This window comes from Nocardia elegans NBRC 108235 (genome assembly GCF_001612845.1).
Taxonomy (GTDB): Bacteria; Actinomycetota; Actinomycetes; order Mycobacteriales; family Mycobacteriaceae; genus Nocardia; species Nocardia nova.
Map to the genome: position 1 here is coordinate 34,437 of NZ_BDBF01000036.1, position 23,072 is coordinate 57,508.

At 68.2% G+C, this 23,072-nt stretch carries 23 protein-coding genes and 1 tRNA gene; 7 read left to right on the forward strand and 17 right to left on the reverse strand.

The annotated features are described in order from the left end of the window. Positions 1–10 precede the first annotated feature (10 nt). The 3 genes from NE2_RS24015 to NE2_RS24025 all read left to right on the forward strand — a co-directional run bounded on the left by NE2_RS24015 (position 11) and on the right by NE2_RS24025 (position 2,035). A complete protein-coding gene (locus NE2_RS24015) occupies positions 11–883 on the forward strand; it encodes a formylglycine-generating enzyme family protein (protein ID WP_063029721.1) in 873 nt (290 codons plus the stop codon). Positions 884–904: 21 nt separating this feature from the next. Further along, positions 905–1,510 carry an alpha/beta hydrolase family protein gene (locus NE2_RS24020; RefSeq protein ID WP_063029723.1) on the forward strand — a complete coding sequence of 202 codons (606 nt, stop codon included), beginning with the start codon at positions 905–907 and terminating at the stop codon, positions 1,508–1,510. 123 nt (positions 1,511–1,633) lie between these two features. Continuing rightward, the gene (locus NE2_RS24025; RefSeq protein ID WP_063029657.1) at positions 1,634–2,035 is read left to right on the forward strand and encodes a hypothetical protein; all 402 of its coding nucleotides are present in this window, start codon (positions 1,634–1,636) and stop codon (positions 2,033–2,035) included. 17 nt (positions 2,036–2,052) lie between these two features. Here the strand turns inward: NE2_RS24025 and NE2_RS24030 are convergent, their stop codons facing one another. From NE2_RS24030 to NE2_RS24045, 4 genes are all read right to left on the reverse strand, one after another. Next, positions 2,053–2,754, reverse strand: coding sequence for a class I SAM-dependent methyltransferase (locus tag NE2_RS24030; protein ID WP_063029659.1), 702 nt, complete (start codon positions 2,752–2,754; stop codon positions 2,053–2,055). A gap of 75 nt (positions 2,755–2,829) precedes the next feature. Then, on the reverse strand, positions 2,830–3,936 hold the full coding sequence (locus tag NE2_RS24035; protein WP_063029661.1) for a glycoside hydrolase family 183 protein: 1,107 nt from the start codon (positions 3,934–3,936) through the stop codon (positions 2,830–2,832). A gap of 150 nt (positions 3,937–4,086) precedes the next feature. Next, positions 4,087–4,830 carry a crotonase/enoyl-CoA hydratase family protein gene (locus tag NE2_RS24040; RefSeq protein ID WP_030514268.1) on the reverse strand — a complete coding sequence of 248 codons (744 nt, stop codon included), beginning with the start codon at positions 4,828–4,830 and terminating at the stop codon, positions 4,087–4,089. Positions 4,831–4,866: 36 nt separating this feature from the next. After that, positions 4,867–5,652, reverse strand: coding sequence for an alpha/beta fold hydrolase (locus NE2_RS24045; protein WP_063029663.1), 786 nt, complete (start codon positions 5,650–5,652; stop codon positions 4,867–4,869). A 251-nt stretch (positions 5,653–5,903) separates the two neighbouring features. Here NE2_RS24045 and NE2_RS24050 point away from each other — a divergent pair, with 251 nt between their 5' ends. Further along, the gene (locus tag NE2_RS24050) at positions 5,904–6,236 is read left to right on the forward strand and encodes a hypothetical protein (protein ID WP_030514270.1); all 333 of its coding nucleotides are present in this window, start codon (positions 5,904–5,906) and stop codon (positions 6,234–6,236) included. A gap of 75 nt (positions 6,237–6,311) precedes the next feature. Continuing rightward, a complete protein-coding gene (locus NE2_RS24055) occupies positions 6,312–7,091 on the forward strand; it encodes an enoyl-CoA hydratase-related protein (protein WP_063029665.1) in 780 nt (259 codons plus the stop codon). 63 nt (positions 7,092–7,154) lie between these two features. Here NE2_RS24055 and NE2_RS24060 read toward each other — a convergent pair whose 3' ends face one another. From NE2_RS24060 to NE2_RS24100, 9 genes are all read right to left on the reverse strand, one after another. Further along, positions 7,155–7,454, reverse strand: a complete 300-nt coding sequence (locus tag NE2_RS24060; protein ID WP_030514272.1) for a hypothetical protein — start codon at positions 7,452–7,454, stop codon at positions 7,155–7,157. A 398-nt stretch (positions 7,455–7,852) separates the two neighbouring features. Next, positions 7,853–7,923, reverse strand: a tRNA-Gly gene (locus tag NE2_RS24065). Positions 7,924–8,070: 147 nt separating this feature from the next. Then, complete coding sequence (locus tag NE2_RS24070) at positions 8,071–9,354, reverse strand: cytochrome P450 family protein (RefSeq protein WP_063029667.1); 1,284 nt, start codon at positions 9,352–9,354, stop codon at positions 8,071–8,073. 187 nt (positions 9,355–9,541) lie between these two features. Then, positions 9,542–10,810: a cation:proton antiporter gene (locus NE2_RS24075; protein ID WP_063029669.1), complete on the reverse strand. Its 1,269-nt coding sequence runs from the start codon at positions 10,808–10,810 to the stop codon at positions 9,542–9,544. After that, a complete protein-coding gene (locus tag NE2_RS24080; RefSeq protein WP_146165229.1) occupies positions 10,811–11,431 on the reverse strand; it encodes a hypothetical protein in 621 nt (206 codons plus the stop codon). A gap of 49 nt (positions 11,432–11,480) precedes the next feature. Next, positions 11,481–12,977 carry a flavin-dependent monooxygenase QhpG gene (qhpG, locus tag NE2_RS24085; RefSeq protein ID WP_063029673.1) on the reverse strand — a complete coding sequence of 499 codons (1,497 nt, stop codon included), beginning with the start codon at positions 12,975–12,977 and terminating at the stop codon, positions 11,481–11,483. A 614-nt stretch (positions 12,978–13,591) separates the two neighbouring features. Continuing rightward, positions 13,592–14,656: a hypothetical protein gene (locus NE2_RS24090; protein ID WP_063029675.1), complete on the reverse strand. Its 1,065-nt coding sequence runs from the start codon at positions 14,654–14,656 to the stop codon at positions 13,592–13,594. Between the two features lie 195 nt (positions 14,657–14,851). Next, positions 14,852–15,244 (reverse strand): rhodanese-like domain-containing protein, encoded by a 393-nt coding sequence (locus NE2_RS24095; protein ID WP_030514281.1) that lies wholly within the window; start codon positions 15,242–15,244, stop codon positions 14,852–14,854. Between the two features lie 44 nt (positions 15,245–15,288). Beyond that, positions 15,289–15,813 carry a cysteine dioxygenase gene (locus NE2_RS24100; RefSeq protein ID WP_063029725.1) on the reverse strand — a complete coding sequence of 175 codons (525 nt, stop codon included), beginning with the start codon at positions 15,811–15,813 and terminating at the stop codon, positions 15,289–15,291. 344 nt (positions 15,814–16,157) lie between these two features. On the opposite strand from NE2_RS24100, the gene NE2_RS24105 reads away from it, so the two are divergent. Beyond that, complete coding sequence (locus tag NE2_RS24105) at positions 16,158–16,610, forward strand: DUF6325 family protein (RefSeq protein ID WP_030514283.1); 453 nt, start codon at positions 16,158–16,160, stop codon at positions 16,608–16,610. 10 nt (positions 16,611–16,620) lie between these two features. Here the strand turns inward: NE2_RS24105 and NE2_RS24110 are convergent, their stop codons facing one another. Then, complete coding sequence (locus NE2_RS24110) at positions 16,621–17,874, reverse strand: hypothetical protein (RefSeq protein ID WP_373862280.1); 1,254 nt, start codon at positions 17,872–17,874, stop codon at positions 16,621–16,623. A 121-nt stretch (positions 17,875–17,995) separates the two neighbouring features. Here NE2_RS24110 and NE2_RS24115 point away from each other — a divergent pair, with 121 nt between their 5' ends. Then, the gene (locus tag NE2_RS24115) at positions 17,996–18,874 is read left to right on the forward strand and encodes a TIGR03854 family LLM class F420-dependent oxidoreductase (protein ID WP_063029727.1); all 879 of its coding nucleotides are present in this window, start codon (positions 17,996–17,998) and stop codon (positions 18,872–18,874) included. 8 nt (positions 18,875–18,882) lie between these two features. On the opposite strand, the gene NE2_RS24120 is transcribed toward NE2_RS24115, so the two are convergent. From NE2_RS24120 to NE2_RS24130, 3 genes are all read right to left on the reverse strand, one after another. Next, on the reverse strand, positions 18,883–19,827 hold the full coding sequence (locus tag NE2_RS24120) for a zinc-binding dehydrogenase (RefSeq protein ID WP_063029729.1): 945 nt from the start codon (positions 19,825–19,827) through the stop codon (positions 18,883–18,885). A gap of 22 nt (positions 19,828–19,849) precedes the next feature. Then, positions 19,850–21,310 carry an NAD-dependent succinate-semialdehyde dehydrogenase gene (locus NE2_RS24125; RefSeq protein ID WP_106958488.1) on the reverse strand — a complete coding sequence of 487 codons (1,461 nt, stop codon included), beginning with the start codon at positions 21,308–21,310 and terminating at the stop codon, positions 19,850–19,852. A 94-nt stretch (positions 21,311–21,404) separates the two neighbouring features. Next, positions 21,405–23,012, reverse strand: a complete 1,608-nt coding sequence (locus NE2_RS24130; protein ID WP_084494292.1) for a molybdopterin-dependent oxidoreductase — start codon at positions 23,010–23,012, stop codon at positions 21,405–21,407. Positions 23,013–23,072 lie beyond the last annotated feature (60 nt).

Sequence of the window (23,072 nt, forward strand, 5' to 3'; positions counted from 1 at the left end):
GACCTTCGCTATGGGTTCGGACCGCCACTATCCGGAGGAACGGCCCGCCCATCGAGTGGCCGTGGACGCCTTCGCCATCGAAACTCGGCAGGTCACCAACACCCAGTACGAACGGTTCGTCGCCGACACCGGGTACCGCACCGTCGCCGAACGCCCGCTCGATCCCGCCGACTTTCCGGGAGCACCGGTCGAGAATCTGCAACCCGGCTCGATGGTGTTCACCCGGACCGCCGGCCCGGTCGACCTGCGGCATCTGAACCTGTGGTGGCGCTGGACGCCCGGCGCCTCGTGGCGGCATCCCGAGGGGCCCGGGTCGTCGATCGCCGACCGGCCCGATCATCCGGTGGTGCATATCGCGTACGAGGACGCCGCCGCCTACGCGACATGGATGGGCCGGGCGCTGCCGACCGAGGCGCAGTGGGAGGCCGCGGCCCGCGGCGGTGTGGAGGGCGCCGAATTCACCTGGGGCGAGGAGGGGGAATCCGGAGACCGACGCCTCGCGAACTACTGGCACGGCGACTTCCCGTGGCGTCCCGACCGCGGTTACGGACACACGGCTGCCGTCGGTTCCTATCCGCCCAACGACTACGGCCTGTTCGACATGGCCGGCAACGTGTGGGAATGGACCGGCGACTGGTACGCCGAGCGCCATCCGGGCGGCGGCGGATGCTGCGTCCCGCGTAATCCGCGCGGTGGGGATCAGGAGCGGAGTTTCGACCCGCGCCAGCCGCAGTTCCGGGTGCCGCGCAAGGTGATCAAGGGCGGTTCGTTTCTCTGCGCCGACAGCTACTGCCGCCGGTACCGGCCCGCCGCGCGTCGCCCGCAGATGATCGACACCGGGATGAGTCATATCGGCTTCCGGTGCGTGGCCGGCCCTGGCTGAGCGGGGATTACCGTGGACACCGTGCGCATCGAGACAGCTGCGGGGGACGCCGAGGTGGAGATCGACCGGGAGGCCGGCGATCGGTTTCTGCTGCTGCTCACCCACGGTTCCGGCGGCGGGGTGGAGGCCGGGGATCTGCTGGCGGTCCGCGATCGCGCGGTAGCGCTGGGCGGGGTGGTCGCGCGGGTGATTCAGCCGTACCGGGTCGCCGGTCGGCGGGCGCCCGGTTCGGCGACGGTGCAGGATGCGGCGTGGTTGGAGATCGTCTCGGCCCTGCGCGAGCAGGCGCCCGGGAGACCGCTGATCCAGGGCGGGCGCAGCAACGGCGCCCGGGTCGCCTGCCGGACCGCCGTCGAAGCCGACGCCAAAGGTGTGCTGGCGCTGTCGTTTCCGCTGCATCCGCCCGGTAAGCCGGAGAAGACGCGGCGCGAGGAGCTGCTGGCGGCGTCCGCGCACACCGATGTGGTGGTGATCAACGGTGAACGCGATCCCTTCGGAATTCCGGACTCTGCCGATGCGGCCGAGGTGAAAGTGATTCCGGGCCAGCCCCATTCGTTTCGCAGTGGCTTCGATCTCATCGCCCGGACGGTGGAGCCGTGGCTGCTGCGATGGGCGGAAATGGCTTGATCGGTGCGAAAAGGCCTGTGGATCATCGAATCTCAGGTTCCATCTCCGGGAATACCCCGATGCCGGGCCGCCGTGGCGGAGGTAATTTCGGCTGTGGTCGGGATTTCGAGAGGAGACAGATCCATGATCGCAGGCCCGATTCGCGCCGCTCGTCGTCCCGCGGCCGGTGTCGCACTGGCTGTCCTCGCAGCGGCCGGTATCGCCGTCGCCGGAGCGGGTGCCGCAGCGGCGAGCGTTCCGTGTGGCGCCGCCCCGCCGTGCAGCGCCGACGGCTTCGGCTCCGACGGGTTCAACGCCCAGGGTGTCGACCGATTCGGGCGCGACCGCTCGGGCTTCGACCCGTCCGGATACGACCGGTTCGGCCGTGACCGCTCGGGCTTCGACCGTTCCGGATACGACTCGCTCGGTTACGACCGCTTCGGCCGCGACCGCTTCGGCCGTGACCGATTCGGTGACGATCGGGCGGATCCGCCCGCACACTCCCACGGACCGGCGCCGCTACCCACCGGCAGCGCCGGACTGTGAGGCGTCGCCACCCCGGATCACGCGTCCGGGGTGGCCGTCGCTTGCTCCTCCGGATCGAGCACGATCGCGGTGGCCACCACGAGGGCGTCGATGGCGTCGCGTCCCTCGGTTTCGCGCAGCACCCGCTGCGCCGTGTCGATCCGAATATGTTCTGCCGCAGCGAGATCCGCCACCACGTCGTCGGGAGTGAACAGGATCGCCGGATCCTGCGGTCCGCCGTATCCGTCGGCGATATTGGTGGTGTCGTGGCCGAGGACGAGGAGGGTGCCGCCCGGACTCAGCCGCTCGGCCGCCGCGAGCAACAGGCTGCGCCGCTGGTCGGCGGGCAGATGAATGTAGACGGCGAGAATCAGTTCGAACGGGCCGTCGATCCCCGCACCGGCCAGATCGGTGACGTCCGCGCATTCCCAGTCGATCCTGGTGCGCACCGAACGTGACAGCCGCGAGGCGACCGTGCGGCCCTTGTCGATGCCCACCTGGGAGAAGTCGACCGCTCGCACCTGCCAGCCGTGCGTGGCCAGCCAGAGCGCGTGCCGTCCCTCCCCACACGCCAGATCCAGGGCGCGCGGCAGTTCGGGGGGCGCTTCACCGGGCGCATCGGGCACCAGCCGAACGCGCCGCTCCAAACCGAAGATGTGTTCCACCACCGTCGCGTTCGGCGGTGCACCCCACACCAACTCGCTCTGCGCGTAGCGCTCGTCCCACTCGGCGGCGTCCATGGGGCGAGTCTAGCCAGCGACAGCGCGCCGCCCGGCCGAGTGAAACGGGGCCGGGCGCCGGGTATCCGAGGCGACCTACAGCGTCGTGCGCATGAGAACGACGTTGTACTGACTGTGCACCGTGGTGAGGAAATACAGATCGCGCCCAGTCTGGTACGGGAAGATCGAGGGGGCGTACGCGGTGGGCAATTCACGTGTATCGATCAGCACCTCCGGCGGACTCCACGGTCCTTCCGGGGAAGGCGCCCGGCGCATCACCACCGAATTCCACGGATCGGTGGTCAGCATGACGAATTGCCCGAGGTAGTCGTTCCACATCACCGACATCTCGCCGACCCCGCCGGTGATCGGGCGGGCGGCGTTCACATCGTTCTTACGCCACGCCCCGCCGTCCCAGTACTCGTACTCGGCGAGATTCTGGATGTCGTTCTCCCGCACGCGCGCGACGTAGGCGAAGTGATTGCGGCCCGACGGCGTGCCGTATTCGTACACCCAGCCTCCGCTCTTCACGAAGGCGTTCATCTGGAAGTTGGCATTGCCGCCCTCGTCGGGCCGGCGGGTGAAATCGAGGTCGGCCCATGTTTCCCCGTTGTCGGCGGAGGCGGCCAGACCCGAGAAGTTGGTGGTCCACTGGCCGACGTCGTCCCAGCTCTTCACCGACATCAGGCTCATGTACTGCACGCCGTTCACCGAGATTCCCGCGGTCGGGATGCGGCTGATCTCGATGAACGGAATCTTGGGACTGGGGATCAGATCCCGCGCCTGGCCGAACACGTCGCGCACGGCGCTGTCGAAATAGATGCCGCCCGAAGGATCCTGGGTGTGACTGCGCACCAGGATATTGCTGCGCCACGCCCAGAAACTGCCGGCCAGCAGATTCGGCAGCCCCACCCCGGCGGTATCACCGAAGGCGGTGAGCATCTCGCCGCGGCCGTTGTCCCACATGATTCCCAGGTCGGTGCCGAGGACGTTGTAGTTCTCGGTGGCGTTCGGGCTGGCCATTCCGGTGACCTGGAATATCGCTCGCGAACGCCCGACCAGATTCGGTAATCCGGTGGTGCCGTTGAGAACCGGAATCGGATTGATGGCATTCGGGTTGGCGGCCGCCGGCGCGGTCACGGTCAGAAGCACGGCCGAGGCGCCCGCTATCGCGGACAGCAGGACGGATACGGTCTTGGACAAATGCAGCCCTTCCCGTTCTCGCCGATGCGCCCCCGTTCACCGGCTTCGCTGGCAAAGTGTGAAAATGCTAACAGCGAATCGCAGGTAAATGGGTTTCCTTCTCGCGTTTTCGGGTAACTCCCGCGTTGGCGGTGTGTTCCTTTGTCGAATCTACCGACGGCCGAGCGCTTGCCGGACCAGGAGTGGTATCTGCGTCGCCCGTTCGATTCCCAGGGTGCGGCGGGTGCCCGCGTGCCAGGTGCGCTCGAACAATTGTTTGGCGGCGGCGACCGCGGGTGCCGGGCGGGCCGCGATGCGATCGGCCAATTTCTCGGCTTCGGCGCGCGGATCCTCGCTCACCTCGGTAATCAGTCCGATTCGTGCGGCATAGGCGGCGTCGACGGGATCGGCGGTCATGGTCAGCAGGAGGGCCTTGTCCGCGCCGATCAGGCGCGACAGTGTGACCGCGCCCGACATATCCGGAACGAGGCCGTGCGCGACTTCCATCACGGCGAAATCGGAATCCGGTGTGGCGAAACGGAAATCGGCGGCCAGGGCCAATTGCAATCCGCCGCCGAAACAATGGCCGTGCACCGCCGCGATCACCGGCTGCGGCAGCCGCCGCCACGCCCAGCACGCCTCCTGAAAAGCATTGGTGCCCAGCCACGGCAGGGGCAGGAAATTGCGCACGATACTCAGCGGGTCGCCGGTTGCCTTCGCGATATCGAGACCACTGGAGAAACTGGGCCCGTTGCCGGCGAGGATCACGGCGCGAATCTCGTCGCGCTTTCCGATCACCCGCGCCACCCGGACGAGATCGTTCAACATGTCGATGGTGAGCCCGTTGTGTTTGTCGGGCCGGTCGAGTTCGACGTAGGCACGATCACCGTCGAAGGTCAGGGATACGTCGCTCATCGCTCACTCCGTGCTGATCGGGGTCGGCGCCCGCGGTTACCCGCCGGTAGGCACCTGCTCGAGGATTATCTTCGCGCAACCGACCGGGTCGTCGTAGAACGGGGTATGGCCGCTGCCCGCCAGGGTGATGTGCCGGGCCTGGGGAAGCCATTGCCGCGCCCGCCGGCTCTGGGTCCGATAGGTGAGCAGAATGTCGCGGTTGCCCCAGGCGATCGTGACCGGGATGCGAGCCAGGCGGCCACCGTCGCGCAGCCGCGCCTGGTCGAAAGAGGCCAGGGCCGAACGGAATCCGGGGGCATCGAGGACGCCGTCCACGGTCTCGACCGCGGTCCGGGTGTCCAGCGCCCACGGCCGGCCGAAGACGATGCTCAGGAAGGCGGTCCGCCCGGCCGGTGTGCCGAGGATGGCGGGCAGTTGTGCGCGCAGTCCCCGGCCCAGGGTGGCCGCGCGGCCCAGCGCCTGCTGACACCAGATGCGCCCGGCATCGGACCAGAAGCCGATCGGTGAATACGCGGTCACCGAACTCGCCACACCGCGCGCGCCGAGGTTCAGCGCGATCAGACCGCCCATCGAATTGCCGGCGAGGTGGGGTCGTTCCAGGCCCTGTTCGGTGAGGAACGCGTGCAGCGCGTCGGTGAGGGTGTCCACCGTGGTGTGCGGTAGCGGGTCGGACCCGCCGAAACCGGGAAGGTCGACCGCGATCACGTCGAAGTGGGCCGCCAGCGTGTCGATGACCGGTTCCCACACCTGCCAGCGACTGCCGACGCCGTGGATCAGGACCAGCGGTTCACCGGTGCCGACCCGGTGATGGTTCAACATCATTTCGAAACTCCCGCACCGAGACTCGGACGCCGACGAGGAACGGGGACACCCTAGCAATCATTGGCGTTACGCCAACAGAGGTCGCCGTAATCGCGGCCGAAGGATCGGTGAGCGGCGCCCTTGTGAACGCTCCGTGTTCGCAGGACTCGGACTGTTGTCCGGCCGCGTGATGCGGCAGTATCACCTGCGCGGTTCGTGTTCGGTTCCACCGGAACGCGCCATAGCTGATACGCCTGAGAATTGAGGAACAGTTGAGGATTTCGCTGATCGCCGCCGTCTGCATCGCCCTGCCGCTTCTGGGTGCGTGCGGTTCCGACAAGGATTCGGAGCCGACCATCACCCAGGCCGACCTGTCGAAATCTCTGCAGTCCAGCGGCCTCAAGGATGCGAAACTCGCCGATTGCGCCGCCAAACTCTATGTGGACGAAGGCATTTCGCAGGACGGCCTGCGGAAGATGACCAAGCCCGGCAGCAATGCCCAGGTGACCGACGGCTCGATGGGTGGCCTGAGCAAGGAGGACTCCGACAAGGCGCGTGCGGCGACCCAGAAGATCGCCACGACCTGCGTCGCAGCGCCGCAGTAGATCCACGGCACGATCACCGAGCGCTCGACCGGGTCGCAGGCCCCCACCGCGGCCGGACCGATCTACCGTGGGGATATGGCTACAGCGGAGTACCAGCACCTGCTCGTCGAGCGCAACGGTGAGACCGTTCGGATCACCATGAACAGGCCGGACCGGCGCAATGCGCTCTCGGCCGATCATCTCGGGGAGCTGCTGTCCGCGTTTCGCTGGGCGGGCGGCAGCGATGCGAGCGGGATCGTTCTGGCCGCGAACGGTCCCGTCTTCTCCGCCGGGCACGATTTCGCCGATGTCGCCGCCCGTGACCTGCTCGCCGTGCGCGATCTGCTGACCTTGTGCACCGAGGTCATGTCGACCATCGAATCCGTGCCCCAGGTCGTTGTCGCGCGCGTTCATGGCCTGGCCACGGCAGCCGGATGCCAGCTGGTCGCCTCCTGCGATCTGGCCGTCGCCGCCGAATCGGCCGGCTTCGCCCTCCCGGGCGGCAAGGGCGGCTGGTTCTGCCACACTCCGGCCGTTCCCGTGGCGAGGGCGATCGGCCGCAAACGCCTGATGGAACTCGCCCTCACCGGCGACCCGATCGATGCACACACCGCCGCCGACTGGGGGCTGATCAACCGAGCCGTCCCCGACGCCGATCTCGACCGGGCGGTCGCCGAGCTGCTCAACAGGGCGACCCGGGGCAGCCGGGCCAGCAAGGCGCTGGGCAAGCGCACACTGTACGCCCAGCTGGACCGCCCGGAGGACGACGCCTACGCGGTCGCGCTCGAGGTCATGGCCGCCGCATCCCAGCTGCCGGGCGCCCGCGAGGGTATGGATGCATTTCTGAACAAGCGCACGCCGATCTGGCCGGACTAGCTCGGTCCGGCAGTCGGCGGGGGAGGGTGCCGATTCGGCCGCGGAAGCCGAATCGGCGTCGGCCTAGCGGCCCGCGGTGTTCGGGTCCTGCTGGGCGAGCACGAAGGTGCCCTGCCCGTCGGGGCCCAGCCCGGTGTCGAGGATCTTGTCGTCGAGGAAGTCGACGACCTGCTCGTCGAGGAAGACGCGGGGGCCTTCCGCGTTGAGCACCTGGTCCTGCTCCGATGGCCCCGCGGCTACTGCGAGCTGCAGCGTCTCGGCGCCGTCGTTCGAGGAGATGCGCAATCCGGCATCGTCGGGCATTCCGTCCGCGGAGGTGATGGTGCGAACGGCCTCGATGGCAGTGGGCGTGAGCATGAGCATCTGTCCGGTTTCCTTCCGCCGTCGTCACAGGTCACGGTCGGTGCGACAGTCACGTGCCGTGGACCGGCCGATCAACCCGGCCGGCAGTCGTCCACGGCACCCGGCACCTCAGGAGGGGTAGCCACGATCCGCCCCGCCTAACCTCTCCGCCGGAATCGACCCGGTACGAACCCTTCGTTTCGGTCTCCGCGGTAGGTGGTACCCGGCGTTCACCGCCGCCGTGCGGTGGATAGAGTTGGCCTTCGGTATCAACCTCGGCGTCAGCTGACGACCCCGGACGACGGACATCGGCCGGTTGTTCGCCGGTGGCCGATGCTTATGGGCGACAACGGATTTCGCTCGTGAGCCCGCAGGCGGTATCGCGCAGCCGATGGACGGTATCGCGGGGGGAGAAAGAGAGCCGGTGACGGGAATCGAACCCGCACTCTCAGCTTGGGAAGCTGATGTTCTACCACTAAACTACACCGGCCGGTGCGTGAGGCACTGCAGAGAAGATAGCAGAGCCCGTACCCGAGATCACAACTTCCCATCTAGAACGACCCGACCCGGTTGGGGCGAGTCGCCACCCGACCCGGCGACCGTCGCGGCGGTCGCCCGGGCCGGGCGATGAGGGCGGCTACATCACGGGCAGGGGCGGCGATTTGGGGAAGACGACCGGCAATGAGGTCAGGGCCCGGTGGAACGGGCCGGGCCGCCATTCCAGTTGTGCGGCCGGAACGGCCAACTGAATTTCCGGCAGCGCGTCGAAGAGCTGGTCGATGGCGTTCTGGACCGTCAGGTAGGCCACCGATTTGGCGGGGCAGCTGTGTGGGCCGGTGCTCCAGGCCAGATGCGAACGGTTGCCGATACTGCTCGAGGCTTCGCCGCGGATCTTCGGATCGTTGTTGCACGCCGCGAGGCTGATCAGGACCGGCTGATCGGCGGGCAGCCACACACCGTCGATCATGATCGGCTGCCGTGGATAGGTGGTGCAGAAGTTGGCCATCGGCGGGTCGTTGAACAGGATTTCGTCGAGGGCGTCGGTGGTGGACAGGTTGCGGCCGAGGATGTCGCCGAACCGGAATCGCTCATCGGTGAGGATGAGCATCAGCGCGTTGTTGATGAGATTGCGCTGGGCCTCGAAGCCCGCGCCGTAGAAGGACATCAGCTGGGCGAACACCTCGACGTCGTTGAGGCCGTTCGGGTGATGGGCCAGGTGCGAGGTGACGTCGTCGCCCGGCTGCTCGCGCCGGTACGCGATCAGTTCCATCAGCGCTTCCTTGAGCATGTCCATGCCCTGTTGACCTCTGACGGTGTCGAACCGGGCGGCCATGCCGTTGGCGACGCGGGTCCCGATGTCGGCCGGGCAGCCGACCATCCGGTTGAGGACCTCGAGGACCAGCGGGAACGAGTACTGCATGACGAGATCGGCGGATCCCTGCTCACAGAAGGAGTTGACCAGCGGAACGGCAACCCTTTCCACGATCGCGGGCACGCTGTGGAGGTCGATGTGGTCGATCGCGGCGACCGACGGAGCGCGGTAACGGGCATGCGGCGCACCGGTGTTGTACCGGGCCGCCGGATACCACTCCATCATCGGGCGCACCGGTGAATCCTGCGGAATGGTTTTCTGCCAGGTGCGCGGATCGGAGGGAAAGTGGTCCGGGTCGTTGAGGATGCGAACCGCGACGGCGTAGTCGATGACCAGAGTGGCGGGCACACCGGGGGCGAGCTCGACGGGAACGAGGGAGGGGTACTGCCGTCGCATCTCGCGATAGGCGGCATGTGGATCGGCGACGAATTCGGCTGTGTACATCGGGAATCGGTCGTCGTCGGCATCGAAGGGCGAGCCGTGCTGGACGGGACATATTCCGGTCGCCGTGGTGTAGGGCTCGGGGAGGGGTGAGTGTGGTGTGGTCAAAGACGGGACTCCAGACGGGTGGAACAGGAATTCGACGAGAGCTCGGCGGGCGCGGCACGTGTCGCGCTCACGGTGCCTGGCGGTTCGCCCACGCAAGCAACATAGCAGCGACGCGCCGACGGTGTCTGCGAACGTGGGAGTAGGGTGCCGCCACCCGTATCCGGAGTCGATCGGATGTGCTTGTGGGTCAGTGCTTTCCGCTCATATCGGACGCCGTCGCGGCCACGGCGCTCGGGTCCGGATCGCGCTCCGAGTCCGGTGCGTGTGGCGGACGGGACGGTCGGTCGCCGCGAGATATGCCGAGCAGACGGAGCATCGGCGCCGTCGACGCGGTGGTCACCAGGGCCATTATCACCAGCAGTGAATACAACTGGGTGCCGATGAGGCCGGTGGTCAGGCCCACGTTCAGAATCACCAGTTCGGTCAGGCCGCGGGTGTTGAGCAGCGCTGCCACCGCGGCGGCCGCTCGCGACTGCATCCCGGTCAACCGCCCTGCGAGATAGACACTGCCGACCTTGCTCACCACCGCGACCCCGATGACCGCGATCAGTTCGCCTATCGATGTCGCGTCGACCGAGCCGAGATCCACGGCCAGCCCGGCGATCACGAAGAAGCCGGGCATCAGCAGGATGCACAGGATCCGCACACCGGCCTCGACCGTCCGGCGGCGTTCGCGCGGGAAGATGACACCGAAGGCGAAAGCGCCGAAGATCAGGTGCAATCCGATCCATTCGGTGATCGCGGCGAGCCCGAGCGCCCCACCCACGCCGAGCACGATCATCGTCTGCTGGGTGCCGGATTCCGAGATCCGGGCCAGCAACGGTCGGATGAACCACCACAGCAGACCGACCAGCGGTAGGAGCAGAACGAGCCGCCACTGGACGCCACCGGGGTGCGCGAGGGCGAGGACGACGGCGAGGACCGACCACGCCACGACGTCGACCAGCGCCGCGCAGGCCAGGCTGAGCTGTCCGATCTCGGTGCGAACGAGATTGCGGTCGTGCAGGATTCGGGCCAGTACCGGAAAAGCGGTCACCGCCATCGCGCAGCCGACGAACAGCGCGAAGTGCAACCGATTGCCGGTGGTGTGACGTGCCAGGACGGTGATCGCGACCGCGCTGCCCAGTGCGAAGGGAATCGCATAGGCCGCGGCGGAAACCGCGGGGATCGAGCGCCGGGCGCCGCGGAATATCTCCCGATCCAGTTCCAGTCCGGCGACGAACATGAACACTGCCACACCGATATTGGCGAGCAGCGTCAGATACGAGCGTCCGGCTTCGGGAAACAGGGTGGCGGACAGGTGGTGTCCGATGACGGTGGGACCGGCCAGGATCCCGGCGGCGATCTCACCGATGACCGGTGGCTGCCCGATCTTTTCGGCCAGCCATCCGAGCAGGTGCGCGGCCGCCATGATGAGAACCAAGTCGAGTAGGACCGTGATGGTGGGAGCAGGCACTCAGTTCTCCTCGAAAACATCATCCGGCAGAGCCGGTTCCGGCAGCGGACCCATCGTGTGTGCGGGCGGGACGACCGCGGGATGGAAGACTTCGCGGATATAGCACACGGGGCGGCGGCCGAGCGTCATGATGTACGCCCTGGACGCACTGGGCCGGCCGTCCGGCCACCGTCTGATGCCCGCCCAGAGCAGGCGGCGGTGCTGGGGCAGTCCGCGGGTGAGCAAGCCGTGGCCGATCGGCATCCGGACATCGTCGATGCCGCTGGCGGCCGCCGATTGTGGCACGGCCACTACGTAATTGAGCGAGACGGTCGCCAGAGCGGGGGTGACCAGACGGGAGCGCCGGACCAGCGCGCCGTCGGCATCCTGCAGCCGGAGTTCGTCGACGATGAATGTGGGCAGTGTTCGGGGCGGAACCTGCTGCTGGCGCAGGACGTGCACGCTCAACGTCGTCTCGAGGATGTGTTCGAGCGCCGTGGTCGTGAAGCCGGTGCCCGACAGCAGAGTTCGGGTCGTGGGGTGGTGGAATCGCTCGATCTGCGTGGCCGGGTTCATCCGGGGGCCCGGCCCGCTGGGCGTGGGTTCGCTCAGCGGGCCGGGGGCGGATCCTGTGACGGTCACTGTCGACTCCACGTCTCGGTTCGCACCGGGAGTCCTGGTGACGTCACCGCTAGAGAGCGGCGCCGGCACCCTTGCGGGGCGGTTGGACCGGGAGAGTCATGGCCTCGCGCTCGGCGTCGGAGCGCGGGCGGGTGGTCAGGCCGAACACCGGTTCCGTGGTGATGCGAATCTCGCCCATCGTGGTGTCGGACAGCGGATCGCGCCAGTGGTCCCAGACCGGCGACATATCCAGGCCGCCCATGTACTTGATGTTGACCCCGTCGGTCTCCGGGGCGGTGTGCAGGCGCTCCGCCTCGGCGACGATGACCTCGGTGCCGGTGCGGTCCTGGTCGCCCGTGGTCTCGCCGACGTCGGTCAGGCCGGCCATGATCCGGGTGAACGACTGCTCGGGCGAATCGCCGTCGTGGACGTCGGTGAGCTTGTGCGCGTGCGCGAAGTATTCCTCGGAGCCGATGTAGTGCTCGTACATCCGTGAGACCAGCGAGAGGAACCGGGTGTAGCCGCGGCGGTAGGTGTACTCGTAGTACGCCAGCGCATCGGTTTCGGACATCTCACCGCGCAGTGTGGTCGCGATCGCCGCCGCGGACACGAGCCCGGAATAGGTCGCCAGGTGAACTCCGGTGGACAGCAACGGATCCAGGAAGCACGCCGCGTCGCCGACGAGGACGTAGCCGGGGCCGCAGAACCGGTCGGCGACGTAGGAGTAGTCCTGTTCGGCCCGCACGTCGGCGATCTGCTCGGCGCCCTCGAGCATCTCGCACATCGGCTTGCTCTCCCGGATGGTCTCCAGGTAGTACGACTGGCGCGAATCGTGGGCGCGCAGCTTTTCCGCGGCCAGCCGCGCCGAGACCACATAGCCGACGCTGGTACGGCCGTCGGCGAGCGGAATGTTCCAGAACCAGCCGCCCTCCTGGGTCGACACCACGTTGATCGCGCCCTCCGGGCTGTCCGGGTGCAGGTGTGCGCCCTTCCAGTAGGACCAGATCGCCACGTTGCGGAAGGCGGGATGTTGGCGACGCATGCCGAAGTGCTTGGCCAGCAACCCGTCCCGTCCGGTGGCGTCGACGAGGAAATCGAACTCGGCGGTGTGGACGGTGTCGTCTCCGGCCTTGACCCACTCCGCCGCGGTCGGACGCTCACCGTCGAACAGGATGTTCTTGACGGTCGCCTGTTCGATGACCTCCGCGCCCTGGTCGGCGGCGTTGCGCAGCAGGAGGTCGTCGAAGGTGGCCCGGTCGACCTGCCAGGACCATGCCTCGGCATCGACGAGCTTGGACCAGTCCAGCAGCCAGGTGTCGTTCTGCCATTGGAAGTAGCCGCCGCGTTTGATCTGGAAGCCATGCGCGGCGACCCTGTCGTAGGCGCCGGAAACCCGCAGCGTGGACAGGCACGAGGCCAGCAGTGATTCTCCGATGTGGTAGCGCGGGAACGTATCCCGCTCCAGGAGGGTCACCCGCACTCCGGACCGTGCGAGCAGTGCGGCTGCGGTCGACCCCGCTGGGCCGCCGCCTACCACCAGAACGCGCGGAATTTCGTTGTTCCCCATAGCAACTCCCTGGAACTGCGTACGAACGGACGGTGCGCCTGATCGGCTGCCGGACCGAGTCCGGATGGCATGCCCTACGACAAACTCCGAAACCTCCGTAGCCGCTTGTTAACTCCAACTCGGCGCACGGGGAATCAGTTTATCAGTAGTACTTGAATCATCAAGGGAAACAGTAAGTTTCGATGCAATTTCATACATATAGTGCGTAGCTAGAAGATAGCTGATATAGGCACGAAAATGCCGCTGTCTGTGATGCGCGGCTAGGGTCACGACAGGGGACGCGACGTTGCGTTACGTGAGTGCCGTTTTCGGCGAGCAAAGCGGTAGAGACGGTGACGACGGACCGATGCGGGTTTGCAGTCCCGGTTGGTCACGTCCGGCATCACCCCACTTCCACCGACTCAATCAGAGTAAGGCCTTTGTCCGGTTCGCGCGTGGCATCCGCCGGATTCCGGCGGTTCCTTCGGGGTATGCCCTGGTCGCCGGGCATGTGCGGGAGAATCCTTGGGGCCGAACGATATTGCGGTATGCCGGCGAGGCGACGGGCGTCCACGCGAGGCCGCGGTACCCGCGTCAGGGCGCTGACGCAGGCACCGCGACTCGTGCCGTGGGCGCTATCCGGTGGTCGTCTCCGCGGTCAGTGCCGCGGTCGTCTCGGCAGCCCGCTGGGCGTCCGCGACACTGCAGCGGCCGAGACCGCACGCGGTCGCGACGCCGAACGCGGTACGACCGGCCGCCTGCTCGAACAGTCGCAGGGCGTGTGCGCTGTCGTCGGCGGAATCCGGTGACACCACCCCCGCGATGACGTTCCAGTCCGGGTCCAGCCGGCGCAGGGGTGCGTAGAACGCGGCGTCCTGGGGTGCGGGTTCGGCACCGAACGCACACGGAATATGCACTGCCGGAAGGGGAGTGCCGTCTGCGCGCAGCCGGCGTGCGGTGTGCTTCAGCAGGGTGACCGCGGGCGCCAGCGAACGCGGGCTGAGCAGCGCCTTGTGCTGGTAATCGCCGTAGCACAGGTGGACCACGGCCTGCGCCCCGATCTCGTGTATGCCGGTGAGTACCCCGGCCAGCTGGCGGGCCAGCAGCGGCGCCGCCGCCCATTTCGCGCCCAGCTGGTCGGCCTTGACCATGCCCAGCAGCGCGAAGGGTGATTCGACCTGCCAGACCACGCGATCGCCGTAGCGCGCGTTCACCTCCGCGATCTCTTGCAGTGCGGCCTCGGTGAAGACCGGCAGATGCCGCAGCGCGGCCACGATGAGATCGGAGCGGCGCAGTGCCGGGCCGAGCGGGAAGCCGTTCGACACCGCCGCACCGGCGAAGACGAACATCGCCAGATCCAGCGGATTGGGTTGGCTCAGTTGCAATCTCGTCCCGTCCAGTTCGGGCCGCCCGGCACGCACCTCGTCGAAGGCGGCTACCACGGCGCCGATGCGGTCGAGCCGGTCCATCGCCACGTGCCGCGGTTCCAGCTTCGCCCCTGGTCGAAGGCCGTAGCTCGGGAAATCGCTGTAGTCGGAGTAATCGCCGGTGCGGACGACATCGAAGACGTCCTCGTGCTCTCTGCGCCGGCGGAGGTAGTCGAGGATCCAGTCCGGATCCAGGTCACAGGGCAGTCCGGTCACGGGATGGCCCGCACTGCGGTCGGCGAACCACTGCAGCACCGCAGCATCCCCGGTCATCAACTCGGCTGGAACACTTCCGACATAATGCGCACACCTGGTCATCGCACTCCTCGTAATTCCGTTTGCCCCTCTACATTCTCAGCCAGATCGTTTGCAGGTGAAAGAATTCCGGGAACCGGGAGGTAGACGCGGCGCTGCGGACGTGTGGCTGTCGTGGCAACCGTGCGGGGAGGCGGGTGGCGGTCGGTGGTGCTACGGAACGGCGGGGGTGCCGCCGGGAGCCACGGGCAGGCCGGCCGCCTTCCACGCCCGGAACCCGCCGACCAGATCGGTGGCGCGAGCCAGTCCGAGACGCTGTGCGTCGGCGGCGGCCAGGCTGGAGGCGTAGCCCTCGTTGCAGACGATGATCACCTCGGTGTCGGGCGTCAGATCCGGGAGCCGATGCGAACCGCCGGGGTCGAGCCGCCATTCCAGCACGATCCGTTCGACGACCACCGCGCCGGGGATCTCACCCTCGGCGAGGCGGTCGGCGTGCGGGCGGATATCGACCACGAGCGCGCCCTCGGCCAACCGGTGCGCGGCGGTGACGGGCTCGACGCGGTTCAATCCGGCGCGTGCCTGTGCGAGCAGATCCTCGGCGCTCATACCGTCACTCCTCGGCGATCGGGCGATGGGGGCTACCGGCATGGTCACACACCGGTGAAATCCCGCAGCGACCGGTATTCGCGGACCGGTCGCAGCGGTGGCGAGTAGGCGTGCACCGTGGTGGCCGGCCGGGCGCTGCGGTTGTGCAGCTGGTGGGCGCGTTCGGGCCCGAACGCGATCGTGTCGCCGGCCCGGCGGCCGGCCGAGCGTATCGGGCCGGTGGGGTAGCGGTAGTCCTCGTCCAGTTCACCGATCGAGACGGTGAACGACCCCGACGCGCCCCCGTGGTCGTGCGGTTCGGTGCCCTGTCCGGGCGCCCACGACAGCAGCCACAGTTCCACACCCATGGTCAGCGCGAGCCGGGTCCACCAGCGCCGCGAGGTGTCGAACCGCACGATATCCAGCAGCGGTGTCGCCAGTTCGCTCGCCACCACCGCGGTGAGCTCGTGTAGTTCGGCCGGTGTCCACAGCGTGCGCTCGGCCACCACGGCGTCGCGGAGGAGCGGCACGTCGACGCCCGGATGAATGTCTTTGGCGTGCTCGAGTCGCACAGGCACGGACGTCGTCACCACTACCCCTTCCACACCGCGGTCACGCGAATTCTTCGCCGCCACACGCGGTTTGCCACCATCCAGACTCACCGTGAGCGAAATTCCGTGGTGTCGCCGAGCCGGGTGAACGGGCGGCGTCCGCCCGGCGGATTCACCGGCCGGACTTGCGATTCGGGACGCGTATGAGACACCGTGTCCGACCGGCTTGCGTGCCGGAATAGATTCCGGTTTATCCGCGAGCGGCCCGGCTTCGAATCATTAGGTGTCACGCCGGTGGCCGATATGCTCGTCGTTTACCGCGTGGCGTCAGCTGCTGTCTCGCCGAATCACGCCGGTGATCCGGCCAGGGATGAGGTGCTCGGATGACCAGTGCTGCCGGTATCGATGAGATGGGTCCGATCGACTATCTCGTCATCGAGTTCCCCGCGGGCCGCCCCCCGGACGGCTCGGCCCTGCCGGTGCTGCGCGATCTGGTCGGCCGGGGCATCATCCGCGTGCTGAATCTGGCGTTCCTCCGGAAAGAGGGCGACGGGTCGCTGACCGGCATCGATATCGCCGATATCGGGCTCGAGTGTGAAGCGAGCGTGGCCTTGTTCGCCGAGGAGACGACGGGCGTACTCGACGACGGCGATCTGCGGGAGGCGGGCGCCGCCCTGCACCCCGGGCGTTCGGCCGCCGTTCTGATCTACGAAAACACCTGGGCCGCACCACTGTCGGTGGCTCTGCGGCGCAACGGCGCCGAAACCGTCGCCGCCGGCCGCATCCCGGTCGAGGCGATCCTGACCACCTTGGACAGCCTCGACGACAAGAACTGAGACCGGCGATTCAGCGGCCCGCTCCGAAGCATCCGGCCGCTCCCGTGGCGGCGAATACGGCGGTGGTGCAGTAGGTGGCCACCGGGTAGTAGGGGCCCATCGTGGTGGCCGGATCGCCGCCGCGCTCCCGCGAGGCCTGGATCGACTGCGGGTAGAAGCTCTCGCTAGGCAGCATGTTCCGCAGGAAGAGAACCTTCTTCGCCACCTGCGTGCTGCCCCAGGGCAGCGCGGTGACACTCGAATCCATCTGTGCCGGTAGGTCTTCCGGCGCCGCGACGACGTAGGTGTAGTAGCCGTCGGCGTCGAGCCGGGTCTGGAAGTCGGCCGCGCAGGCCACAACCGGATAGGGCGTCACCAGGTCGTTCTGGCACATCGACCAATATCGGACCTGCTGAGCCGGGTCGGTCGGAGGCTGTCCGGCTCGCGAATCCGGGAAATGCGGCGCCTTACCGCGCACCACGACCAGGCGGCCCGGCTGATAGGTGAGTCCCGCCCCGAGGTATTTGTTGTCGCCGTTCGGGAACAGCCCCGAGGTGCTCGCCGGATTCACGAACGTGGCCTCGGGCACGTTGCCCGGGAACGCGCCCGCCGCGGCCCCGGCGATGACCTGGTCGAATCCGGCGGTCGCGGCCTGGGCGAGGGGTCCGGGATAGGCGCTGGGGTCGAAGACCCGGCTGCACGGTTGCCTGGTGACGGTCGCGCCGGCGACGGTCAGCGTCGCATCGGGCAGTGGTACCCCACCGCCGGCCGAAGTCGGGTCGGTCGGCACATAGACCCGGATGATCACGAATCCGATGGGCGCGTTCTGCGCGGCGGGCAACGCCCGAATCTCGTTGCGGCCGTGGTCTGCTGCGCCGGTCACCAGTCGAGCATGCCAGCGCCGCTGCGTTTCCGGCGCGGCCGTCGGTGCGGCGAACGGATTGGCGCTGCCCGGATCGGGGGCAATCTGGTTGTCCCGCAACGTATCCACGGTATCGAGGTTCGTGCCGTAGGTATTGAGCGAGAAGTAGCGCGCGGCGGGGTAGCTGCCCGCCAATTCGATGGAGTCGCCCGGACCGAGCGCATACGGCAGCACCCAGTAGGTGGCGTTGGCATCCGGGAAAGCCACATTGAGCACCGTACTGTTCGACATGAACCGCCAGGCGCACAGCGGTGAATCGGGCGCGGCCTGCGCACCGGCCGACGGCGCCGACCAGACCCCGGCCCATACCGCGAGGAGCACGCCCAGCATGCGGGCACAGCGCGACCGCGACGAAGTCCTCATCCGACCGACTGTGCCGCCGGGCAGGGCGCAACCGGATCACCCGCCGCGGGTGAAGGCGCCGGACTCGGCCGAAATATCGATCCCGACGCGGCTGTTGTGCAGGCTTGTGAGCAATGGCGAGGTGAAGATCCGGTTCGGGGTGGGTACGGGTTCGGCGGCCGATCCGGAAGATCTGGCGGCGCTGGTGGATCGGCTCGAGGCCGCGCGGGTCGATTCGCTGTGGTTCTCCGAACTGGTCTTCGCGCCGGCCGTGGATCCGACGGTGGGGATGGCGTTCGCGCTGGCCCGCACCAGCCGTCTGAAAGTCGGCACCTCGGTCGCGATTCTGCCGGGGCGCCACCCCGTGCTGGTCGCCAAGCAGTTGGCGTCCTTGGCCGCCTTGGCTCCGAAGCGGGTGCTGCCGGTATTCGGACTGCGACCGGCGGGGCCCGGCGAGCAGGACCTGTTTCCGGTGCCGGGGCCGCGCGGCGCGGTCTTCGACGAATCGCTGCGCCTGCTGCGAGCGATGCTGCGCTCCGACGATGTCGATTTCGACGGCGACTACTTCACCGTTCGCGCGGCGACGGTGGGCAAGCGGCCGGCCCGCCCGCTCGACATCTGGCTCGGCGGTCGCGCACCGGGCGCCTTCCGCCGCATCGGCCGATACGGCGACGGCTGGCTCGGGAGTTTCGTGACCCCGGCCGAGGCGGCGGCCGGGGTGTCGGCGATCAATGCGGCGGCCGCCGCGGCGGGCCGGGAGATCGAGGCCGATCACTTCGGTATCACGCTGTTGCTCGCGGAGAACGGCATCCCCGCCCAGCTGGCGGCACGGATCGGCGCGCAGCGAGCGGGTGCCGATCCGGGCGACGTGATCGCCGGAAGCTGGGCGGACCTGCACCGGCTGGTGGACGGGTACCTCGCGGCCGGACTGAGCAAATTCGTCGTGGTGCCGGCCGACGGCGCGATATCGGCCGAATTCGTGGACCGGTTCGTCACCGAACTGCTGCCGCGGCAGAACTGAGGCGGGCATCAGGGCACGTCGATGACCAGCTTGCCCGCGTTGTGCCCCTCGTCCAGCCGTTCGTGGATCGCGACGATGTCGTCGAGCGGCATGGTCTTCGCGATCCGCGGATGGACGAGTCCGCGCTCGAACAGCGGGGTCATCTCGGTGAGCCGGCGGCGTTCGCGGCTGAGGAAGATGCCGTAGAGCGTCTGGTTGCGCTGGTAGAGATCGTCGAGCCGGCCCTCCGGCCCGAGGATGGTCGCGATGCGTCCGCCGTCGCGAGTGGCCGCGCAGCTCCGGCCGACATTCTCGCCGCCCACGGTGTCGAGCACCGCGTCGACGCCGGTGCCGTCGGTGTGCGTGCGGGCCACCTCGACGAAGTCCTCGCTCTTGTAGTCGATCGGGGTCGCGCCGAGATCCCGCAGCAGCTGCTGATGGTCCGCCCCGGCGGTGGCCAGCACCGAGGCGCCGGCCGCGCGGGCGAACTGCACCGCGAACGTGCCGACACCGCCGGATCCACCGTGTACCAGCACGGTCTGCCCCGGCCGCACACCGAGCCGGCGCACGATCGCCTCCCACGCGGTTCCGCCGGCCAGCGGAATCGCGGCGGCCTCCGCGAACGACAGGCTCGTGGGTTTCGGCGCGACGATCGAGGAGGCCGCCACGTGGTACTGGGCATAGGCGCCCCCACCCGAGGCCAGTTCCGAGGTGTAGTACACGGCATCGCCGACCGCCACGTCGGTGACACCGTCACCGACCTGTTCCACCTCTCCGGCGACATCGCTGCCGATCACGGCGGGCAGCGCCAGGTTCGGATTCGCCAGTCCCCGGCGGATGATTCCGTCCACGGGGTTCGCGCTCGACGCCCGGACTCGCACCAGCACCTCACCCGGGCCGGGACGAGGCGTATCGACGTCTCGAACCGTGAGTGCCTCCGGACCACCGAATTCCCGCAGCACCGCTGCACGCATGCGCATCTCCTCCTTCGAACGGTCAGCCCGCGACACCGGCGGATGCGGTCTTGCGGGGTAGCGAGCGAATCAGCTTGCGATTGGCGAAACCGAACATGCCGAGCTCGGACAGTTCGCGACCGAAACCGGACTGCTTCACTCCGCCGAAGGGCAGATCGGCCTGCGAGGAGGTCGGGTGGTTGATCCACACCATGCCGCTGTCGATCTGCTCGGCCACCGCTCGGGCGCGGTCCGGGTCGCTGCTGTACACCGTGGCGCCGAGTCCGAACTTCGAGGTGTTCGCCAACTCGATCGCCTCGCGTTCGTCGGCGACGCGGTACACCACCGCGACCGGGCCGAACAGCTCCTCGGAATAGGCCCGCATCGCGGGGGTCACATCGGTCAGCACCGTCGCGTCGACGAACGCGTCGCGGCGTCCGGGCGCCGGTACGTCGGGGCGGCCGCCACCGGTGACCACCGTGGCGCCCTTCTCGCGGGCATCCTGAACCTGTTCCAGCAGGTCGTCGGCGGCCTTCGGGGAGGAGAGCGGTCCGAGTGTGGTCTCCGGATCCGACGGGTCGCCGGGGCGCAGTGCGCCGAACCGCTCGGCCAGACCGGCCACGAAGCGGTCGCACAGTTCGTCCGGGACGATGAAACGTTTTGCGGCGACACAACTTTGACCGGTGTTCGCCAGCCGCCCGGTGGTCGCCGCATCGATCGTGTCGTCCAGATCGTCGGCGTCGAGCACGATGAAGGGGTCGCTGCCGCCGAGTTCGAGCACGCATTTCTTCACGTGCCGCCCGGCGATCTCGGCCACCGACGCACCGGCGGCGTCGCTGCCGGTGAGGGACACGCCCTGGACAGCGGGGTGCGCCAGGACGTGCTCGACGTCCGAGATCCGCAGGAAGACGTTGGTGTACACCCCTTCGGGCGCGCCGGCGTCGGTAAAGATCTTCTGCAGTTCGAGCGCGGTGAGCGCGCAGATCTTGGCGTGCTTGAGCAGAATCGTGTTGCCCAGCACCAGATTCGGCGCCGCGAACCGCACCACCTGATAGAGCGGGAAGTTCCACGGCTCTATGCCGAGCAGCACCCCCAGCGGTGCGTTGACGACCTGGGCTTCGCCCTCCTCGACCGGCAGCGCGGTGGGCTCCAGAATGCGCGGGCCGTTCTCGCCGTAGTACTGCAGGATGCTCGCCGCGAGGTCGACTTCGAACTCGCTCTCGGAGATGCGTTTGCCCATTTCGCGGGTGATGAGCCGGGCGAGGTCGTCCTTGCGTTCGCGCATCAGATCGGCCGCGGCGGACACCACCCGCGCACGCTGCTCGACCGGCGTGGCGCGCCACGACCGATAGGCGTCGTCCGCACGCTCGAGCAGGGCATCGAGTTGTTCGGTCGCCAGATAGGGCAGTTCGGCGAGGGTTTCGCCGGTATAGGCGTCGACCGTCTCGAACGGTTCGGCGTCGGGACCCGAGGCGCTCATCGGCTGGATGTTGGTCGATGTCATCGGTCACCACTCCTCGTACGACGGAATCCGACTCGGTCGGTCTCGGTCGGTCGGTGTCACAGGGTGGCTACCCGCCCACGGCGCACGAAACATCTCACCGCACACTGACCGTCCGGGAATGCCACCCCGTCGCGCCGTCCGGCATCGGTGGGCGGCGCTGAGCGGGCTGGGTGGTTCCGGTGGTGTCGGTGGCGCGGACGTGCAGGGTGTGGGTGCCCGGGGTGGCCTGCCAGCGGTAGGTCCATTGGCGCCAGGTATCGGGGGAGTACTCGGTGGTCAGGTCGGCGGCGAGCCAGGGGCCGTCGTCGACCCGCACCTCCACCGACGCGATCCCGCGATGCTGGGCCCAGGCGACCCCGGCGACTGTGACCGGGCCGGCGGGCAGGGTGGCGAAGGCGGCGGGGACATCGATCCGGGATGCGGTCTTGATCGGCGCCCGGTCGGCCCACCCCCGGGTCGTCCAATATGCTTGTGCGCGATCGAATCTGGTCACTTCGAGATCGACCACCCATTTGGTGGCGGAGACGTAGCCGTAGAGGCCGGGAACCACGAGCCGCGCCGGGTAGCCGTGTTCGAGCGGCAGCGGCGCGCCGTTCATGCCGACGGCGAGCAGGGCGTCGCGCCCGTCGGTCATCGCCTGGAGCGGCGTCCCGGCGGTGAATCCGTCGGCGCTGCGGGACAGCACCATATCGGCATCCGGACGCACACCCGCCTCGTGCAGCAGATCGGCCAGCCGGTAGCCGGTCCACACCGCATTGCCCGCGAGATCGCCACCCACTTCGTTGGATACACAGGTCAGCGTGATCATGCGCGCGACAGCGGGCCGCCGACGCAACTCGTCCATCGTGAATTCCACTGTGCGGTCGACCATTCCGTGGATACGCAGGCTCCACTCGGTACTGCTGACGGCCGGCACCTGCAGTGCGGTGTCGACCCGGTAGAAGTCGGCGCCGGGAGTGACGAACGCGGTAAGTCCCGGCACCGAGCGGGTCATGGCCGGGGTGATCGGCGTGGCGTCCGAAACTGCCTTGGGCACGATGAATCGCGCCCGGTCCGCGGCCACGTCCCGCAGCCGTTGCGCCACGAATCGTCCTGCCGCCGCGGCACCGACCGCGATCGCGCCGGCCCCGGCCGCCATCGCCAGAAAACGTCGCCGGGCCAATCGAGTGGCACTCGGGATATCGCCGTGGTCCGGGACGCGGTCCCGAGCCCCGTCGTGGCCCGGCCCCTCGTCGCGCCGGCCGCCGTGGGGGACCAGTAGCCGCAAGACGACCAGCCCCGCCGCCACACCTGCCGCGGTCGGAATCGCGAACCACCACTGCGCATTCGGGCGATGCAGTGCCGCAACGATGATCGCGACACCCAGAACGACGAATACCGCACTGCCGACGCGACGGCGACGTTCGAGCACACCGCACAGTGCGGCAAGCGCCACCATCGCCGCGCCCATGGCGGCGAACAGCACATCCTTGTCGTGACCGCCGAACCGCCGGATCGCCTCCTCACGCAGTTGCTGCGGCGTGTGATCGACGACCGTCGCCCCCGCGGCGAAGAACGGCGAGGAGCGTGGATCCAGGATCGCACCCACGAGTTCGCCGATGCCCAGCACCGCCGCACCGGCCAGTATTCCGGCGAGCGCGGCGGCGGCGAATCCGAGCGTGCCGCGGTGCGCGGTGGGCTCGCGCGTACCCGTATCGATCATGATCTCCTCGATTCCCAGGTGGGATGAGGAATTCGTGACGCCGGTCCGCGCGGACGGCGC

Excerpts from the sequence above, each read along its gene's own strand:
- NE2_RS24015 (WP_063029721.1), top strand. The coding sequence starts at position 11 with ATGGGTTCGGACCGCCACTATCCGGAGGAACGGCCCGCCCATCGAGTG.
- NE2_RS24025 (WP_063029657.1), top strand. The coding sequence starts at position 1,634 with ATGATCGCAGGCCCGATTCGCGCCGCTCGTCGTCCCGCGGCCGGTGTC.
- NE2_RS24030 (WP_063029659.1), bottom strand. The coding sequence starts at position 2,754 with ATGGACGCCGCCGAGTGGGACGAGCGCTACGCGCAGAGCGAGTTGGTG.
- NE2_RS24040 (WP_030514268.1), bottom strand. The coding sequence starts at position 4,830 with ATGAGCGACGTATCCCTGACCTTCGACGGTGATCGTGCCTACGTCGAA.
- NE2_RS24045 (WP_063029663.1), bottom strand. The coding sequence starts at position 5,652 with ATGATGTTGAACCATCACCGGGTCGGCACCGGTGAACCGCTGGTCCTG.
- NE2_RS24055 (WP_063029665.1), top strand. The coding sequence starts at position 6,312 with ATGGCTACAGCGGAGTACCAGCACCTGCTCGTCGAGCGCAACGGTGAG.
- NE2_RS24060 (WP_030514272.1), bottom strand. The coding sequence starts at position 7,454 with ATGCTCATGCTCACGCCCACTGCCATCGAGGCCGTTCGCACCATCACC.
- qhpG (WP_063029673.1), bottom strand. The coding sequence starts at position 12,977 with ATGGGGAACAACGAAATTCCGCGCGTTCTGGTGGTAGGCGGCGGCCCA.
- NE2_RS24090 (WP_063029675.1), bottom strand. The coding sequence starts at position 14,656 with ATGACCGGGGATGCTGCGGTGCTGCAGTGGTTCGCCGACCGCAGTGCG.
- NE2_RS24095 (WP_030514281.1), bottom strand. The coding sequence starts at position 15,244 with ATGAGCGCCGAGGATCTGCTCGCACAGGCACGCGCCGGATTGAACCGC.
- NE2_RS24105 (WP_030514283.1), top strand. The coding sequence starts at position 16,158 with ATGACCAGTGCTGCCGGTATCGATGAGATGGGTCCGATCGACTATCTC.
- NE2_RS24110 (WP_373862280.1), bottom strand. The coding sequence starts at position 17,874 with ATGAGGACTTCGTCGCGGTCGCGCTGTGCCCGCATGCTGGGCGTGCTC.
- NE2_RS24120 (WP_063029729.1), bottom strand. The coding sequence starts at position 19,827 with ATGCGTGCAGCGGTGCTGCGGGAATTCGGTGGTCCGGAGGCACTCACG.
- NE2_RS24125 (WP_106958488.1), bottom strand. The coding sequence starts at position 21,310 with ATGACATCGACCAACATCCAGCCGATGAGCGCCTCGGGTCCCGACGCC.
- NE2_RS24130 (WP_084494292.1), bottom strand. The coding sequence starts at position 23,012 with ATGATCGATACGGGTACGCGCGAGCCCACCGCGCACCGCGGCACGCTC.